Annotated in this window: 12 protein-coding genes; 3 read left to right on the top strand and 9 right to left on the bottom strand. The window is 31.9% G+C overall.

All coding sequences use genetic code 11. From position 1 onward, the window contains the following. Positions 1–59: 59 nt before the first annotated feature. Together KHA88_RS11985 and KHA88_RS11980 are read right to left on the bottom strand one after the other, a co-directional pair. Positions 60–1703, bottom strand: a complete 1644-nt coding sequence (locus KHA88_RS11985) for an ATP-binding cassette domain-containing protein (protein WP_249313079.1) — start codon at positions 1701–1703, stop codon at positions 60–62. 16 nt (positions 1704–1719) lie between these two features. Next, a complete protein-coding gene (locus KHA88_RS11980) occupies positions 1720–2523 on the bottom strand; it encodes an ABC transporter permease (protein ID WP_213122035.1) in 804 nt (267 codons plus the stop codon). Between the two features lie 301 nt (positions 2524–2824). On the opposite strand from KHA88_RS11980, the gene KHA88_RS11975 reads away from it, so the two are divergent. The 3 genes from KHA88_RS11975 to KHA88_RS11965 all read left to right on the top strand — a co-directional run bounded on the left by KHA88_RS11975 (position 2825) and on the right by KHA88_RS11965 (position 5987). Beyond that, positions 2825–3625 carry a heparinase II/III family protein gene (locus KHA88_RS11975; protein WP_213122303.1) on the top strand — a complete coding sequence of 267 codons (801 nt, stop codon included), beginning with the start codon at positions 2825–2827 and terminating at the stop codon, positions 3623–3625. A 35-nt stretch (positions 3626–3660) separates the two neighbouring features. After that, entirely contained in the window at positions 3661–4293 is a 633-nt protein-coding gene (locus KHA88_RS11970; RefSeq protein ID WP_213122034.1) for a heparinase II/III family protein, read from the top strand. A gap of 281 nt (positions 4294–4574) precedes the next feature. After that, on the top strand, positions 4575–5987 hold the full coding sequence (locus KHA88_RS11965) for a glycosyltransferase family 4 protein (protein WP_213122033.1): 1413 nt from the start codon (positions 4575–4577) through the stop codon (positions 5985–5987). A gap of 84 nt (positions 5988–6071) precedes the next feature. Here the strand turns inward: KHA88_RS11965 and KHA88_RS11960 are convergent, their stop codons facing one another. From KHA88_RS11960 to KHA88_RS21325, 7 genes are all read right to left on the bottom strand, one after another. Next, entirely contained in the window at positions 6072–9956 is a 3885-nt protein-coding gene (locus tag KHA88_RS11960; protein WP_213122032.1) for a heparinase II/III family protein, read from the bottom strand. Positions 9957–10101: 145 nt separating this feature from the next. Further along, positions 10102–12855, bottom strand: coding sequence for a glycosyltransferase (locus tag KHA88_RS11955; RefSeq protein WP_213122031.1), 2754 nt, complete (start codon positions 12853–12855; stop codon positions 10102–10104). A gap of 1 nt (position 12856) precedes the next feature. Then, complete coding sequence (locus KHA88_RS11950; RefSeq protein WP_213122030.1) at positions 12857–14275, bottom strand: methyltransferase domain-containing protein; 1419 nt, start codon at positions 14273–14275, stop codon at positions 12857–12859. Positions 14276–14363: 88 nt separating this feature from the next. Further along, complete coding sequence (locus tag KHA88_RS11945) at positions 14364–15644, bottom strand: nucleotide sugar dehydrogenase (protein WP_213122029.1); 1281 nt, start codon at positions 15642–15644, stop codon at positions 14364–14366. Further along, on the bottom strand, positions 15641–16957 hold the full coding sequence (locus KHA88_RS11940; protein WP_213122028.1) for a glycosyltransferase: 1317 nt from the start codon (positions 16955–16957) through the stop codon (positions 15641–15643). Before KHA88_RS11940 ends, KHA88_RS11945 begins: the two co-directional genes overlap by 4 nt. 328 nt (positions 16958–17285) lie before the next feature. Next, positions 17286–17669 (bottom strand): triple tyrosine motif-containing protein, encoded by a 384-nt coding sequence (locus tag KHA88_RS11935; protein ID WP_213122027.1) that lies wholly within the window; start codon positions 17667–17669, stop codon positions 17286–17288. 111 nt (positions 17670–17780) lie between these two features. Next, the gene (locus KHA88_RS21325) at positions 17781–18980 is read right to left on the bottom strand and encodes a glycosyltransferase family 4 protein (RefSeq protein WP_213122026.1); all 1200 of its coding nucleotides are present in this window, start codon (positions 18978–18980) and stop codon (positions 17781–17783) included. Positions 18981–19009: the final 29 nt, after the last annotated feature.

Here is a 19009-nt window from a genome sequence, read left to right as displayed (position 1 = left end):
ATAGCTGTTTATACCTAACTATTATATTAGTAACAATATTCTCTTTCATAGCAACAAGGTTAGGAGGCGTAATCTATTTTATTGTTAAATTGAATTGTAAGTTCATCCGCTTCTAAATTAAGGAAAAACTTATATTCTGACGATTTAAAAGACCATAGTTTCTCGTCTGTAGATACTATTGAATGCCCTTTTAGTTTACTTTCCACCTCTGTTGGTAATGAATCAGTAACCTTGACAGTAATTCCATTGACTAATCCCTCATGGACTAAGTAGGTTATATCTTCATAACCTAATACAATTTTTTTTTGACTTTCTTCATTTAATTCTTCAGTAATGCCTCTCATTTTCTCTTTTAACTGTGTTTCTTCTCCGCCTAAGAAGGCAAGATAAAATTGATAGGAATCATTAAATGATTCGCTTAACATAGGGAGCAATTCGTTGATAGTAATATCAATACTTTGCAATGAGTTAATTTCTGTATCAATATTATCTATAGATGTATATCCTATTTCGTTGTTTTGTTCAATTTGATACACGTGTTGATCGACTTTTGCCAATACTTTAACTTCATTAGCAAAATTAAGTTCTTTGTACTTTTCTGTAAGATCTTCGTTTCTGAATACGTCTGCGGAATTTACTTGAATAAATCCATTTTCATTCAATTTCTTAATAGCCGAATCCATCTTTTCTTCATCTACTTCATTCCCCCCGCTTTTATCCAGCGTAAGTTCAGAGAACTTATGCACCAATGCCTCAGCGGGATTGCCTAATACCATAAAAAACATGGAAAAGATCAATAGTAAAGATAAAATTGAAAGTTGAATTTTATAAAAAGGATTAATATTGTCTCTCTTAATTGCACCTCTATTTTTCTCTTTCCTTGATATCTGTCTATTATTATTAAAAGAATGATGTCCAGACTGCTTTTCAAACATTTCGCGTTTATACTGTTTCTTTTCTTTTTCAGATAAATTATTAAACCAGGTAATAAATTCCTTATATAAATTTATTACCTTTCTTGTTTCACCAAATTCTTTAACTTCCCCAAATTGCATCCATAGAACACGATCAGAAAGCTGTTTAATTTGAGAAAGTGAATGGCTAATAAAGAATATTGTTTTTCCTGAATCTTTAAACTCTTGAATTTTTGTCATGCATTTATCATAGAAAGTCTGATCTCCAACTGATAAAGCCTCGTCAACAACAAGGATATCCGGGTTCGTATGGACAGAAATCGCAAAACCTAAACGAGACCTCATTCCACTAGAATAGTTTTTAACCGGTTGGTCAATAAAGTTCCCAATATCAGCAAACTCTATGATAAGGGGTTTAATTCTTTTTATTTCATCCATACCCATACCATGCATAAGACATTTTAATTCTATATTTTCTAATCCACTTAATTGATTATTTAATCCTACAGATATTGCAATTAATGAAGTTTCTCCGTCTATTTCAATACTTCCGGATGTAGGAGGCACTACCTGTGCCAATAAATTTGATAATGTCGATTTTCCCGAACCATTAATTCCAATGATCCCAATTGTCTCTCCAGCATATACTTCAAAAGATACATCTCTAACTGCATAAAAATTGTGATTACCCTTTTTGGGCATGAAAAATTCCACGAGTTTGTCCGATTTCTTTTTGAATAAGGTATACTCTTTTACTACATTTTTAAAAACAACTTTAGGTTGCTTCAAAATAAAAGCCTCCAACTCAAATATAATCAATAAATTTATCTCTAAACTTCATATGCATCATCGAACCAATAAATAATATGAATAAGGTTAATGACCAAAAATAAAAAGTATATGTTAAATCTTCAAAAAACCAGCCTTGACCTAGAAATGTCTTTCTATATCCCACCACTAAATAATAGATTGGGTTCAACTTTAGTATATTATGAAAATGCTCTGGCAATCTACTTGGATCCCACAATATCGGCGTTAAAAAAAATAGCATCCGGATAAAGGATTGAATCATATTTTGAAAATCCCTTACTATTGTTGAGAGGGTAGAAAATAACAGTGACACCGAAAACATAAATACTCCGGTGGCAACTAAATAATACGCTATCTGCCATAGTTGGTCGGTTGGATAAAGACCATTTAAAAGCAGTAAAAGCTGAAGTATGATTAACATAACAATAAAATTAATTGAATTACCTACAATGGTGATTGTCGGGAGTATACTTACTGGAAATTTCATTTTTGAAACAAGGCTTATCTTTGCATAAACACTATTAGCCGCCTGTGTAATAGTAGGCCCTATAAACATCCATGGAACCAAGCCAGTGAGTAACCAAATAAAGTAAGGAACTTCTCCTACCGGAGCCCCTCCCCTAATACCTATACCAAAAACAAACCAATAAATACCTATTTGAATTATGGGTAACAAGAATTGCCAAAATGCACCGAGATAGTGCATTTGATATTTACTTTTAGTATTATATTTAGCCATTAGAAAGATTAAGCGAATGTTATTTATATGCTCTTTAATTATTTGCGAAACAAGATTCATAAATAGATTGCTTCCTTTGTAGTGTAGTTGTATAACATTGTTGTTTATATACCTAAAAAAATGTTGATTACAGGAATCAACACCTAATTATATCATAAAAAATATGGGTATTCCTCAATTTTAAATTATTAGACACAAAGCCAATAAGTAAATACATTTGCTTTACATATTTCAATTTGCAGTGAGTATCCCCTACCATATTTATGGTAAAATATTATATAAATATTGTCACTAGGGGGAACTATTAAAACGTGGTTAGTAATATTGAAATAAATAGTCTAATTAAAGTAATGAAGGTAAAATCAATTTTAACAGATTACTTAAGCTTACAGAAATAAATAATAATACAACAAAAAATGCCCATTTAATTATAAATAACACCTTTGTCCTTCAAGAGTCATTGGATAAACTCACTTTTGGAGAACGGATTGATTGGGACTACAAACATCACGTGAGTCCCAATACCTATCAATTATATTTACATTCTTTGATGCCCATTAGTTTCTTATCAAATGCTTTCGAATTGACAAATGACGTTTCTTATCTAGAAAAAGCTATAGAGATCGTTAAAAATTGGGCTCGGTTTGAACGAACCGATAACGAAAATAAGTTTATTTGGTATGACCATACTTCAGCTTATAGAACACATAATTTGATTTACTTGTACCTTTGCCTTGGGGACAATATCTCATTGTATCCCGAGCTGAATGAATTAATCATAAAACATGCTGAGTTTTTGTATAGTGATAAGTATTATCGAAAAAACAATCATGGGATCATGATGGACCGTGCCTTAATTCAATCTGGTGTTGTGTTTAATTACCAAAAATCTGACAACTGGATAAATAAAGGACTATTTCGACTGAAGGATAATTTCTATCATAGTTATAGTTCAAGAGGCATTCATTTAGAAAACTCACCTGAATATCATCTTGTTGTTCAAAATCTTTTTATTTCAATAGAAGATTTTCTATTGAAATATAACCTTTCTCTAGGTTCAGAAATTGTAGACAAATTTGAACAAATCGAAGATTACTACAGCTATATTCTAAAACCTGATGGATTTTTACCTTTGATTGGAGATTCAAGTAGAAAAAAATAAATAATAAAAACAAAAAATATACTTCTTTACTTGATTTGGATGCAGGAATTGCCATCTTACAATCTAAAAATAATGGTAATCCAAAACGTTCTACCTGGATGTCTTTTGTTTGCGGCTACAGTACGTTAACCCATAAACATTTAGACGATCTATCCATTACCCTTTTCTATAATGGTGATGATATCTTCGTTGATTCAGGAAAGCATAGTTACGGGAGTTCTCCCGCAAGAGGCTATGTGAGGTCTGCAAAAGCTCATAACACGATAGTGATCAATGATAAAAATTATCAATTGCCTGAGCCAAAAATTGCGAATGATAAAATAACCATTACAGATTATGCATCTAACCAAATATATGATTATGTCAAGGGGAGGAACTTTGCTTACGAGGGTGTCACAATTGAACGCTCATTAATATTTTTAAAACCTGATGTTTGTATCATTCTTGATCGCATTATGAATGGGCAAAGCCAAAAAGTAAGTCAAATTTTCAACCTAGGTCCAAGCACATCGGTAATACAAAAGGATATAAATCATACGATTATCAAAGCTCCCAATAGTCATATTCATATAGAACAACTAAATGGGGCAGATGAATTAGTAGTTCATAAAGGTAATAAAGATAAACCGTATGCAGTAATATCCGAGCAATTTAGTAAATTAACGTAAACACACCAACATGAGTATATTGTAAATGGGGATAAAGTATTCTTCCTAACTGTAATTAGAATGGGTAAGGATAATGACAGAGTATCGAATATCCAATTTGACTCCATGAGTAATATATTGGCATTAGAAGTCGACAGAAAATCAATAGCAATTGTCATGTAAATTGTTTTTTTAATCCTTAAATAGTGCACCTAGCCATAGCTGTTAATTCAGGACCATACAAATTTACAATATTATATCTATTGCTCCAAAATACAATATTATAAAGGTGAAATTAATTTATGCATATATTAATCCCTGTTTTCTTTAATGCTCCTTTAGGCGGCTTGCATGAAAATGTCTTATCTACCGCATTGTATAGTAAGAAAAATAATTGCGATGTTACCGTTTTGTGCAAACCCGGGTTATTCCAAGAAAAATTAAATCGATTAGGCATCCATACCATCACCACCGATTTTACGGAAGATGAGTTACCTCAAACACTCAGAAAAGTTGTTGATATAAATAATGCTAACAAGATCGATATTATTCATACACATCCCTTTGCAAGTCGATGGTTTGCTCAACATATAGCTCGTTATTTAAAAATACCGTTAGTCATTACCTTTCATGGTAAACATACTAATAAAATAGAAACTTACATTCATGAAGTAGATTTAGTTTTTACAGTATCTGAAGGAATAAAGGATTATCTGATTGATTATCTCTCCAAGAAAAATATAGCGAATTTTAAACATAAACTTTTTGTAATGCCAAATGGAGTTAATCGAGAGTTATTTAATAAAAGCGTTGTTCCAGAGATAGGAAAAGAGAAACTTAATATTTCTTTAGTTTCTAGACTTGACCAAGATAAGCAATTTATTATAGATATCTTTTATAAAGCCCTTGCATTTACTTCTAAACAACACTCGGAGAAAATATGTTGGACAATAGTAGGTGAAGGTACTCAAAAAGATGAAATGATAAGACGAGGAAATGAGATCTCTCAAGGGAGAAATAGTATCGAGTTTGTTGGCTGGAAAGAAAACGAAGAGCTATTAAATGAATATATAAATAGTGATATTTTGATCGCCCCTGGTCGTTGTGCTTTAGAAGGAATGAGTTGTGGTAAACCGGTAATCGCACTTGGCAGCAAGGGATATATTGGACTCATAAAAGAAAATAATTGGCTTGATGGCGTTTATAGTAATTTCGGCGGAATAGGAAATAAATTAGAAAGTTATGTAGAAGGATCGATAGAAAATGATTTGAAATATGTCATTGAAAGTCAAGAATCTAGAAAGAATTTAGGCGAATTATCGCTAAATTTAATTGATCAGTTTTATAATGAGGATAATATTAATGGACGATTATTGGGATTCTATAAAATGTTATTCCGTGCTAATCAAAATATGACAAATACTGCTTTAGAATCTCTAGACTCTTATTTACTTAGCATTGATTATCATAGTATTGAACTATCAAGCATTGAAGAAAATAAATATTTGATTAAAGCTAAATGTATGGATATTCCAGGTATGAAATTTGCTTGGTATATTTATAAAGATGATAAAATATATGAAAAAACATCTTACTCCGATAATAATGTCCTATCATTTAACTTTACAGAAAAGGGTAGCTATAGAATTAAATCTTATATAAAGAAAAACAACTCAATAATATCGTGCTTCAGCCCTTATATCAATATTGATTAACTTGAAGTAACCCATAAAAAACCCCTTTAAGTAGATTTATATCCTTTTAGGATCTATCTCTATATTAAAGGGGTTCCGTTTTATTTAGTTATTGTTAAGAAATAACTCTGAAGCTTTCTTAATGTAAGACAATGTATCTTCTTTACCTACCGGATTATGCTGACTTTGTTCATCCCAATATAAGTGGGAGATGAATTGTCCGCTTTTTTCTTGCTTGAGAAACTCACTGACCTTATTAAGAAATGGGTTAAAATGATTTTCCATATCATGCAGACATGCTGCGTTTTGCAAATAATAAATATTTGGCATGTATCCAATAGACTTATAAAAAGCTGTTATATCCAATCGTTCTTTATAATTATTATTGATTTGTTGATTGTTTATATTTGGATAACTGGCTTCATACATTGCTTGAACATATGATTTATAATAGTTTGGAACAATTGTTTGTGGATTATTTACTAAAACAGAACTTCCTTTCAATATCCCGCCTAAAATGAGGGACATAAAACCACCCGCTGAGCTTCCATAAAATAAAATGTTACTGTTATTTATATTCATTTTAATGGCGAACTGTTTAACCATATCTGCTATGCTCTCAAGATAGAAGTCTTGTTTAGTACCTTGTCCCCACCCAAGATTTATTTCTCCCAAATACAATGTCGGATCGTTATAAAAAATTACATTAGTCTGTAATTGTTCGGCCCAGGAATGACGTTGAAAAATCGGGGGATTATATTCTTTTGCATTATATGCACCTGAACCTAGTACCACAAGAAATGGTGAATTTTTATTGGTCTTGATTAAAAAATCGTAATTCACCTTATTTTTTTCCACAGACAAAATTGCTGGATCCTCAAAATTCATTTTTAATTTTTCAATATCCTCATATGCTACTTTCTTATTGTCATATAAATTAATTATAGACTTTTTTTCTTTGGGAGCTATATTAACTTTATATACTTTTATAATATTGGTGTTTCTAGAAACCTTTTCTCCCTTATCATTTTTCGCATACGCCTTCAAATAATATTTGCCTTCCTGATTCAATTTTATAGTAAGTTTTTTCATATTTGGAGAATACTTTTTTACATCTATTCTTTTTCCATTATGGTATACATACCAGGCATATGTTAAGTTATCTCCGTTTGCATCTATTGTGACGGTAATTGAGGTGCCTTGGGGTACTAAATCGTTTTTATTCGATAAGATAATATTATTAATCACCGGCTCATCAACCCTTAACTGATTATTAATCATACTTTCATGATTGGTATGAGTTTCCTTAAGAGAAACATTAAAAATTTCATCAGCATCTTTTAATAACTTGTAGACATGATTATCAGATTCCTCTTGTACCACAACACTATCCACAGTGCTATTACTGCTCAGATTTACTAAGGTTAAGAATTCTACAGAGTTACCTTCAATTGTAAAATGGGCTGACTTTATAGGATGCTTTTGATTAAAGTCGAATGATTGCCAGCCTTGGATTGGATCAGTACTACCCTCAAACAGAGTAAAATCTTTAATGGCGTTTGCTTGTTTCAACTCAACATACGTATGATCTAATTTACTCTGTAATAAAAGAGAGTTGTTATCTTGGCTATTTACAGCTATATCTTTTCCTATATTAAATATTTGTGTATATTTATGTTTTTCTTTTGATTCGATTTTATCATGTATTAATATAGGTCCGTCTTTTAAATGAAGAAGCAGTCTTGTGATTGTAATACCTTCATATAAATGATGCTGTCCTCGAACGTAGGTATATGAATCTGTTTGTCCATAATCTGTAATTAAAGATTTGCCAGATTGCGAACTTGTTAAATTATATGATTTGCCATCGACAGCTATAGAATTATGAGCAAAGACGCTTCTAAAGAATCTCCTAAATGGATCTTTTTCTTTATAGTTATATCTTCCACTATCAACGAAATAATTAGTCTTCCCATGGCGAAGTAATAAGGATAAATCATCAGCGTGTTTATGAACAGTTGAATGAAATGCTGAGGTGAATACCCACTCTACATCATTTTTGTTTCCTTTTCCTTTATAAATAGTTATCCCAGCATCAGGAAACGGATAAAATGAACGGTTTAACGGCGTTCCTTTTACACCTTTTGAGGACTTATTCAGCCAGTATTCGCTAAGAATTTCATCTTCTTTAAGAGTGCCGAGAGCCCTTGATAATCCCGTATCTCCTAACAAAGGAAGAGTCCCATCTTTATTTGTTATTATCGCTAGGTAATCTTGCATAAGATGAAACTTATTTTTAAACTCATTGGAATAAGTGACATTATAAAAGTCCATAAATTTCTTGATGGACATGAATAACTTCATGACGAGTACATGGTAAGATGGACTATGCTCTTTATGAACACCGCTTGGAGAAAAGTCCTTATTCATTCTCATAGTAAGACGATCTACGGACTTTCTTAACCAACCCTTGCTTTGTGAGAATTCTGGAAAAAGTACTGAAAGTTCCATTAAGGCCTGATCTTGGAATATCCCATGATTATAATCTTCGTAGTTTTCATCCTTCTCTAAGAAAAGACCATGTTCTAAAAGGAGCTCAGTGAATTGCGCCTCGAACTCTTCATCAAATTCGTCCGAATCCTTATAATAAGTCCAAAAATACAGCAGATTTAACAACCGATTAGCTGTACCATGTCCACTCCAAGCCCACTCACTGACATTCTTATTCGGTGTAGGATTCTTACTCATCCAGCTTTCAATATACCATCTAGCTTTCTTTAAATATTTCATATCTTTTGTAAGTTCATAAGCGTTAACTAAAAAACTCACAACTCTAATTTCATGCAAATAAAACTTCCATGTTCGATCTTTATAAGGATCTTCATCCCAATTTAACTCACCGTTGAATTTAAAAGGTTTCCAAGTTTTAAAGAGAAATATCTCATTATTCATTATCATTTCAACAATTTCCAAAGTGGAACTATTGGGCTCTGTCCTTTTAAATAAAATTGTTTCAGTAGGTGAAATTCCACTCAGTATTTTGTTTACTTTTTTGCTAAGAAACCCTGGAAAATGAATAGCTAATTCATCATGATCATTATAATCACCTAAATCGAGTTCGATATTTTGACCTCCAATTTCTTGAAGATACTCATAAAATGGCAATACATGATTTTTATAATGTGGCTCTTCCTTTCCTACGTGTATATTCAATTGAGGTGTTACTCTCTGGTAATTGCTTTTAATCAAGTTAGGTAAGATATTGTTTGCCCATTTTTTGTCATCAGCCATTGTGTTTCCGGTAATAAAAGTATAGATTGGAGCTAATACTGATTTTGGATTTCCAAGACTTTTTCCTAAATAATCCCCTAAATATATTTGAGGCCCACCTGCTACAACATAACCATAGCCATTTAGGTAGGCTTGATAAATGGATGCAAAGCCTCCTTTACTTGAACCTGCACAGATGACTTTTCTCTTTGGTAAATTGTTATAGTTTCGAATGTCCTCAATTAATTTCGATGTGTTAGTCGCTATATCAAACTTTTTATTTTCACCAAGATAATATGAAGCTTTCGTTGGATCTGGTCCATACTCATCTTTTATATATAGTTTTGAAACAGGCAGATCCTTTAGGGTTCTTACATAGTTATATCCTGGAATACTGGCTAGTGCTTGAAATATCACAATTAGTGCAGAGGAATTGGGGTGATGGTAGTATAAGTATTTTATTCCTTCTTCTGTTTCTCTCTCAGGTAGATGCTTATATCTAGTTAAATCTTCCCATTTACCATCTTTCTCGACTTGATACTTATATCTATAATATAAATGTTGCTTAAAATCAGTTTCGGTTAATTCTAGCTCTTTCCCCGGTGGTATAACTTCATCTGTATGAGTCTCTCCATCCTTCCAATCGTGTATAATTAAGCGAACTGCCTCATTTAGATTTAGTTCGTTGTAAGGATTAAATTTAATCTTTAATTTCTCCAATCTACTAGTCACACTCCTGTAAAGTTTCTATTGGGCCTAATACTTACTACCTATTTTAATACTATTTGATAGCCTTTCCAATAGTTATCTACACTTCTTAAAAAAGAATGCCCTAAAAAGGACATTCTTTTTATAACCATGAAGTCTATCCAATAAACTGTTTAACAATTTTCTTGTAGCTTCCCTGCTGATAAAGCTTATTATATTCGTTGATTTCTTTGGATTCTCCATTGTAGTTACTATACATATCTAATATTTCGCCAAGTAATTTCACAGAATCAATAGCATCTTCTTTATTAACCTGTTTCAACTTTTTTAAATACCAATTTGTAAAATAGTATTCAAATTTTTTCTCTATATACATGTCTAAAAGATTATTCTCTTTTAACATCTTAACTCTATACTGCTCTAATATATAATATTTCTCAAAGAATTTTTTAGATATACTATTTACGGCAGAGCCACTAACAGCTGCGTAATATATATGAATTTGTTCATTAATAACCTTCGTCTTCTTTGATTTCAATAACAACTCTTGGAAGAATATCGTATCTTGACCAACTGCACCTTCAACCATTTTTAATGAATGGTCTCCGATTACCTCCCGCTTGGCTATTAATGCCTGAATACTCATTGCTTTAAATTGAGTATTAACCAAATAGTCTTTTACATTTTTGGTAATTACATCACTTCCATAAAATTGGATAGCCGTTCTGTAATAATCAAAATTCAGTGGTTTCGTATCTATCCTCAACATATTGCCGATGCATAAATCGTATTTTCCTTTTGCCATCTCCCGATATAATTTAGCAAATCCGTCATTAATCGCTTCATTATCAGGATCAAGATAAGTAATAAACGGAGCTGTTGATAATTCAAAACCTTTGTTTCTTGGTCTTGACGCGCTTCCACTACCTCCATCATTATAGAAAAACACCTTAACATTACTGTATTCTTTTTCTAAATGTGTGACTACTTTAGGTGTGTAATCGTCTGTTGAACCATCATCTACAATCACAATCTCCATATCTTCAAACATGCTGCTTCGTTTGAGACTATTAAAACACTTGTTTAATAAATGATTACCATTATTGTAAGTTGGAACAATGACTGAGAGTTTATAATCTCTTCGATTAGATTTCTTCTCAATCTTTGAGTTGTTAAACTCAAAACGATCAATACTAAATCCATTTGGTAAAGCTAATGATCCATTAAAATTCAGTAAGTCTTTTAATGAATAAGACTCACTCCAAAACAAGGTTCTGTTTTTGTCCTTCATATTATTTACAAAGTCATGTTCAATTCCTTTATTAAATACCTTACCGTCAAGATAAGCATCTTTTGTAATATAATCTGAATCTGTATATTTAAATCCATTTACTAGGTCTTCTAAGTAAAATTCTCCATAATCATTTGCCTCATCGAAAAACGCAATCATATCGTACTGAGATTTTAATGCTTCAGTGAAGTCAGATTCCAAAAACAAATCGCGTTCAAGGTAAGTTTGATTCTCAAACATTTCCACGATACGCTCTGTTTTTTCCTTAACTAAAACTGCTACTTTCCTTTGTTCAAGCTGTCTATTCAACCCGATTTTTTCTAGTAGTTCATCAACTCTGTGGAAACTCGTTTCTTTAGACATGACCCGTCTAATTCCTTGAACTTGGTGTTTATAAACATCTTCTTCTGAAAAGCTATTAAAGATATCTTTTATTTCTTTTTGATCATGAATTAAAAATACGTTTGGAAACTTATTATTTACACCAACGCTATAATTGGAAAGTAAAATATTCCCAAGCGCTTGCAATTCATAAATACGATTTGCAAACATCGTATTACTTTCTTGAACACTATTTAGGTTGATGGCCCAATCGAAAATTTTGTGGAATTTTTGCAAATATGTATGTTCAATCGAAGGAGAAACATATTTTAAATACTCTTCTGGAAAGAAATATTGACTTAATTTCAATTCATAGTTCCGGTCAATAATCTTCAAATCTTTATTTCCTTCAATTACACCATCAAAAAGCATTCTAGTATCAACCTGGCGATGTGGATACTTATCATACCATGAACCCGTGAATAGTACTTCCTTCCGTTTTGGAAACTTTTTTATCCCGATTGGATTATGATAATTTGGATTGATGCCAAACTCCAAAAGAAATACATTTTCATTTTGGCAATCTTTCTTATAACTATCGATTTTTTCTTCTGCAGTTGTGAAAATATAGTCGCAATTTTTGGCTATATCTATGAAAATGTGATAATTGACAGGGTCTTCTTTTGAATAAAAAACAACTTTCGTTCCTTGAGAACGATAAAAATCAATAATTTTATAAAGCTCTTCTCTGTGTTTTTTAATATTTGGATTTCCCAGACCCTTCCATTCTAAGTTTAATCCCTTCCAAGTAGTAACAATTAATAAAACGTCCAACTTGCCGCTAAACTTTTTGTAATTGTTTCTCTCGATATATAGGAAATTTGCCACATCTTTAAAGGAGTTAAATAAGAACTCATCCGCTATTATTCCAATGTTAGCATTAATTTTATTGTAATATCTGCTGCCATTGCTTTCCGGAAGTTGATCTAAAAGTGGCTTTATATTTTTGAAAAAGTTAACATCACTTAATTTATCGCGAACTTTCAAATATGCTTTCTTTTTTTCAATTTCTTCTTCTGATGGCTGTTTCTTTGCTACATTCTTTTTTGGTGCCGGCTTGGGCTTGCTCACTTCAATTTTACTTGAATTTGAAGTATTCGGCTCCCTTATTTCTTTTACGATAGGCTTAATAGATTGTATTTCATATATATTTTCCTTATCTCTCTCAATATCCTCTAGTAACTTTTCTTTTAATTTATTTAATGTACTAAGTCTTTGTTGTATTGATTGAACATCCAACCTATTTACCCCCAACTCTTTTTCTACGTCTTTTACGCCAATATGCTAAAGTAATTTGACCTAATTTTGATTCACTTAACGCTTTGTATTTTTTAAGTAATCTTTCATATGATCCCAATAATCTTTCTTCTTTCTCGTATGCTTTATACAAGTCTTCTTGTACATTAATTTTTTCCTTTTTTGCTAATATCGCATACTTTTCAATCATATTAATTCGTTTATTTAATGCCTTTTCATTATCTTTTAATTGTTTTATTTTACGGTCTTTCATTTCAATTTCTTGCTTCACTTTACTTGATACGTTATCCTGCTTTAACAATTTCTGATACGAAATAAGAAGCTTCTCTTCTTTTTCGTGTGCTTCAATTAAACTTCTTTGTATATTCACTTTTTCCTTATTGGCAAGTATAGCTTCCTTTTTCAATTCAGCTACTTGATCATGTAGAGCAGTAATTTCCGAATTCTTGGCCTGTACTTTTTCCTGATATTGCTTTTCTAAGTTTACTGCATTGAGCTCTGTATTTTCGATTGCATTTTTTTTCTGCTCGGTTAAATCGCTTATTTCTTGATCCATTTTCTTGCATTTATCATTTAACTCTTCGATCAGGGCATCTTTCTTTAAAAGCTGCTCACTCAAAACTTCAATTTCAGCATTCTTTTTGGCTAATTGTTCTTTACTAAGAGATTCATCTTTCACTTTTTCTTGAAGAAGAACTTCGATTTCTTCTTCAAAATTTTTATGAGCTTCCGCTTTATTACGTGCTTTTAGCAAAAGGTCTCTTTCTATTGTATAAAAAATGCTTTCTAATTGATTAACTAACCCATCATTAATTGTCAATTCTTTTAAATTTTCATCTTTTTTCTTGAAAATAGCTCCGATCCATTTACCAAAGAACTTAATTTCCTGGATCGAAATATTACTGTCTTGGAACTTTAATAAATCAGACAGATAGTATGTTTTTTTATGATCAAAATAATCATTTATACCAAAGGGTAATGTAACAATGATGGAACCATTCTCGTTAAGTAAGCTTGTAGCTTTTCGGAGAAATCTCTGGGGGTCCGTAATATGTTCCAATACTTCCCCAAAAATAATTGAATCATATCCTTGTCCATCCGTGTTCATACTCATAAAATTAGCTGCTTTGAACTCAACATGCTGCTTTGTTATTTCTTCCTCATTTTCCAATCTTTGATTCGCAAAATCGATTGCCTCTTGTAATAAGTCAATTCCTAAAACCATTTTCCCTTCTCTGCCTAGAAGAATGGAAGTAATCCCTTGGGAACAACCTACATCTAAAATAGATTCACCTTTGGCATTTTCACATACCCAATGAATTCTATCCCTTACCTTTTCTGCAAACGCATCACCCATATCGCCAAAATAAGCTTCTGTAATTCTATCTAGTGGTTTTTTCACAATATACGACTCCTAATATTTTCTGTAATGACAAAGAAGTGTTGCCAGAAGGAGAAATCTTTCCAACAACACTCTTTTATTTTTATAATTAGTTTGTAAGGACCAAAGCTTTTTTAGTAAATTTATAGAGGTTGCCAAAATTAATATATTCAAATTCATCTGAGCGGTTTTGGACGATGTTTTTAGTATCAAAAATACGCTTAGTTGACATCCCAGAGAGTTTATTGAAGTCGAGTTCTTTAAATTCACTATGGTCTGTTAACACGACTATGAGGTCTGAATTGATAACAGCTTCTTCGATATCCTTTATTACGATATCGCCTTCCACATGAGGATCGAAAGTTCTAACTTTGTAATTGCCTTGTGCTTCTAACATTTCAAATATCTCCATTGCTGGACTTTCTCTAATGTCATCCACATTACCTTTATAAGTCAATCCAAATACCGTTACTACTTTTCCATTGACTTCTTCCATTAGAGAGTTCACGTTATCAACCACATATGATGGCATAGATGTATTCACATTTCTTGCAAGGTTAATAATTTGTGCAGACTCTGGTGCTTTTGCAACGATAAAATATGGGTCAACCGCTAGACAATGTCCACCTACACCAGGGCCAGGATAATGAAGATTAACCCTTGGATGTTTGTTAGCCATTTCTATAACTTCTAAAGTATTAATCTCTAATTCATTACATACTTTAGTCAACTCATTAGCTAATGCGATGTTAACGTCGCGGAAAGTGTTCTCCATTAATTTAGACATTTCAGCAGTCTTAGCGTTCGTTTTTATAATTTCACCTTTTACTAACGTTGCGTAAACTTTTGCTCCAGCTTCTGTACAAGCTTCAGTAATTCCACCAACAATACGATTATTATAAACGAGTTCATGCATAATTTGACCAGGAAGAACTCTTTCAGGACAATGAACTAGGTATATATCTTCTCCAACTACAAAGCCCGCTGCTTCGATAGCAGGTTTTACAAAATCATCCATACTTCTCGGTGCAATAGTTGACTCTATGATCAATACGTTTCCTTTTTCAAGATAAGGAATAACGTTATTTACTGCGCTTAATACGAATGTTAAATCGCATGATTTGTACATATCATCATTGTTTGGCGAAGGAACTGCTACAATAAACGCATCAGCTTTTTCTGGTGTTAATGATGCCTTAAATTTCTTGTTTCCAATCACTTCGGTTAAAGCTTCTTGTAATCCTGGCTCTTCAATATGAATTCTTCCTGAATTTAAAGAGTCGATTACTTCCGGACGTACGTCAACACCTACGACATCAACACCATATTTAGCAAACATAATTGAAGTTGGTAATCCGATATATCCTAGTCCTACTGTACAAAGTTTCAATTTAATTCCTCCTGAACGGTTTTATTGACTTTTACTTGTTGGTAAACATTTAGAAAAAGTTTTTTTTCTTCTTCCCAGTTATATTTGTCTTTTGCCTTCAAACAGTTATAACTTAATTCATTTCTTAAATCTGTATCTTCTAATAAAATATTGACTGCTCTAGCAATATCCTTATAATCATGGGAATCTATGCAAATTCCAATTTTTTCGTCTTCAACTACCTTTTTAATTTCCGGGAAACTACAAGCGACAACTGGAACACCACTCATCATGTATTCGAAAAGTTTGTTTGAAGAGGCAGACCAGTGATTAAAACAAACATTATTCAAAACTTGAAAACCTAAATATGCATTCTTAGTGTATTTCGGCAAATCCTCTAATGGAACCTTCGAAATGAATTTTACTTTATCCATCAGATTCAAATCTTCTACTAGTTTCACTAATTCAGATTTTTGTTTACCATCACCAATAAACACAAGAGTTCCTTCTTTAAATAACGGTGCTGCCTGAACTAGCTTTTCCAGGCCTCTACCAATTTGTATTCCTCCTTGATAAAGAAGGATTTTTTCGCCTTTCGGCAAACCTAACATTTCATGTATGTTAATGATCTCATTATTTTCGCCAATCGTTTTAAACGGATAGTTATGAACAACATGAGGATAAAACCCATATAAGTCTTCATTGTATTTCGCTCTTGTATTATTCTCGACGATCATAGAGTCGATCTTTCTTACAAGAAAACCTTCTAGCTTTCCATAAACACTGCTATTATACCCCGTTCTGCTCGTCTGAACTTCATGAGAATCATATACAAGTTTCTTCTTCTTAAATCTCCATTTTGCGGAGATATAACCTTGTAACAATGTATTTAAATCATTTGAATGGTATATATCATAATTCTTTGAGTATGCTTTTATGACCATTCGCAAATATATACTTGCTTTTATCCACCAAGGAACTAGTTTCAATTTTAATAATAAACCTAAAAATAGAGTTATCGTAATAGTTAATATTGGAAAAAAGTATACTACCACTCCCCATAACAAAAAAAGCGGGAGAATAACCCATTTATTTTCTTTCAAAAAACGAAAGACACTTTGAAACAGCTCAAGGAGAATTGGGTACCTTCGAACACGATGTACATGGAAATTTTCATTCCTGATTTCGTGTCTCTTTAAGTTTTTATCCTTCGGATCGTGAATGCAAATCAGATCAACCTCATATCCATTCTCCGATAAGGCTGTACATTCTCTTAAAACTCTGGCATCGTTCGTAAAGTGATTCCATACGAACATACATACTTTTACGCTCATAAATGCTCAGCCTTTACTATATTTTCACTTCGATGAACTGATATATCGATGTGTTATTTTCATCTCTTTTTTTACACAAAAATAATTATATGTTAGTTTTTAGTCGATTACTAGGGCATTATGGTACAAATTATATTAAGATGTCGTAAATATCCTTTAACCAAATGTAAACATAAAAAAAGTTCGTTCACTCGCTTCTGAGATCTTCGTAGTTTGACGATGCAGCATTGTTACAACGTACTTTCCCCTGTTTCCACAGTAGCGATTAGAGTGGAATTGTTCTATTAATCGTTTCCTAAAAGAAGAGATATTCTATCATAGATTGGTTCTAAATCTCTATTTCATTAGTATATTTAGTTACCTTTTCTTTGTCTTTATTCATAACAAAAACACGCACTTTATATGTGCCTGGATTTTTCACTTCATAGGATATATGGTCATCTTTCCCATATCGTATTTTTCCCATTAATTTATCGCCTTCATAAATATAATAAGCATACTTTAGATTTTCACCTTCAGCGTCAACAGTAACTTTAATATTGTTATCATCACTTTTTTCAATCGTCACATTGTTTATTTTCATATCTTTTAGTGATTCATTTGTGATATTTTGCTGAGTATCCGGTGACGTTTTCTTATCTTTACTAACAGCTGAACAACCAGAAAAAACAAATATACAGAAAAGCATGCATAAAATTATATTCCTTCTCAAATTCTATCATCCCTTCTTAGTAAGATTTTCCATAAAATCAACTATCACATATTTCATAATTTTTAACAAACAATATCTTCTTTAAAACCTAATTTCTTTAAATGCTTTTACCTATAATTCATGTATTGTTGACTCAAGTAATTTAATATTTTTTTCCCAAAGAAAATTTTCCCTAATGCATCGTTCACTGTTACGTGACATTGTATTTCTTTCTTTAGGATGATCATATAAGTATTTAATATAGTTATATATCTCGTCAACATCCCTTTTTCCTGAAACAAAACCCACTTTATTTTCCTCTATTACTCTTTTAGAATAACCGGAGACGGAAGCAACGATGGGGATTTTACAAGTCATATAGTCAACTACTTTGCCTGGCAATACTGTATCAAATACTTTCTTACTATTAAGACTAACAATACCGATATGGTGACCGCGAATTTCTTCTAAACATTTCTTCCTTGTTAATGGGGATAGAAGCGATACATTTTTCATTTTTTCGGTTTGAATATAATCTTTAAGTTCTCTACTCTTTATTCCATAACCAATAATGGTTAGTTTGATTTTGTTTTCATTTAATTTCTTTGCTATTTTTTTCAAAAATTCTATATCTTGCGCAAGACCAATATTTCCCGTATAAATCACTTTAAAGTCACTTTCAGGTTTGTCATCCATATCTATTTCGTATTCTCTCGCAGAGTTTGGTATATATTGTATGTTTCCCATTGGAATAGAGGCCTTTTCACTAATGTAGTTGATAAATCCAATGCTATTTACAATAATCCGATCTGCTTTTTTATATAGTATTTTTTCTACTAAACCAAATGTCTTTAAGATGAAAGAGTTATTAAAAACTCCGACTCCACGTAAAGATTCTGGCCATAAGTCCCGAATATCTAATATGAATTTACTCTTAAATTTGAGCTTAGCCACTAATCCCACCATTCCGATGAAAATGGGTGGTGATGTAACAAAGACAATGTCATATTTTTGCTTTTCTTGTAATACCTTAATAAATAGTTTAAATGCCACTTCAAGAAAGAAAAATAATCTATTTATTAAGCTCCTTGAATATTTTCTATTCGCCACTTGTATTCTGCTAATCTTAGGAGATTCATTTGTCATAAACGGATCGTCCCAAAACGCTTCATTTTCATATATTTTTTTATTGGGATACGAAGGTTCCGTGGTGATAATTGATACATCATATCCTTTGTTAATTAACAAGTGATAAATGTTTTTTATTCTATTTCCCCCACTACCAATTTCTGGATAGAAGTGTTGAGAAATGATTAGTATTCTCTTATTCACATATTACTCTCCTAAAACTACCATAGTAT

This window comes from Lederbergia citrea (assembly GCF_018343525.1).
GTDB lineage: Bacteria > Bacillota > Bacilli > Bacillales > Bacillaceae_C > Lederbergia > Lederbergia citrea.
The sequence above is the reverse complement of the archived record's forward strand: the minus strand, read 5'-3'. Positions and strand labels throughout refer to the sequence as shown.

Coding starts and splice junctions, on each gene's coding strand:
- KHA88_RS11940 (WP_213122028.1), bottom strand. CDS start 16,957: ATGAGCGTAAAAGTATGTATGTTCGTATGGAATCACTTTACGAACGAT.
- KHA88_RS11965 (WP_213122033.1), top strand. CDS start 4,575: ATGCATATATTAATCCCTGTTTTCTTTAATGCTCCTTTAGGCGGCTTG.
- KHA88_RS11980 (WP_213122035.1), bottom strand. CDS start 2,523: ATGAATCTTGTTTCGCAAATAATTAAAGAGCATATAAATAACATTCGC.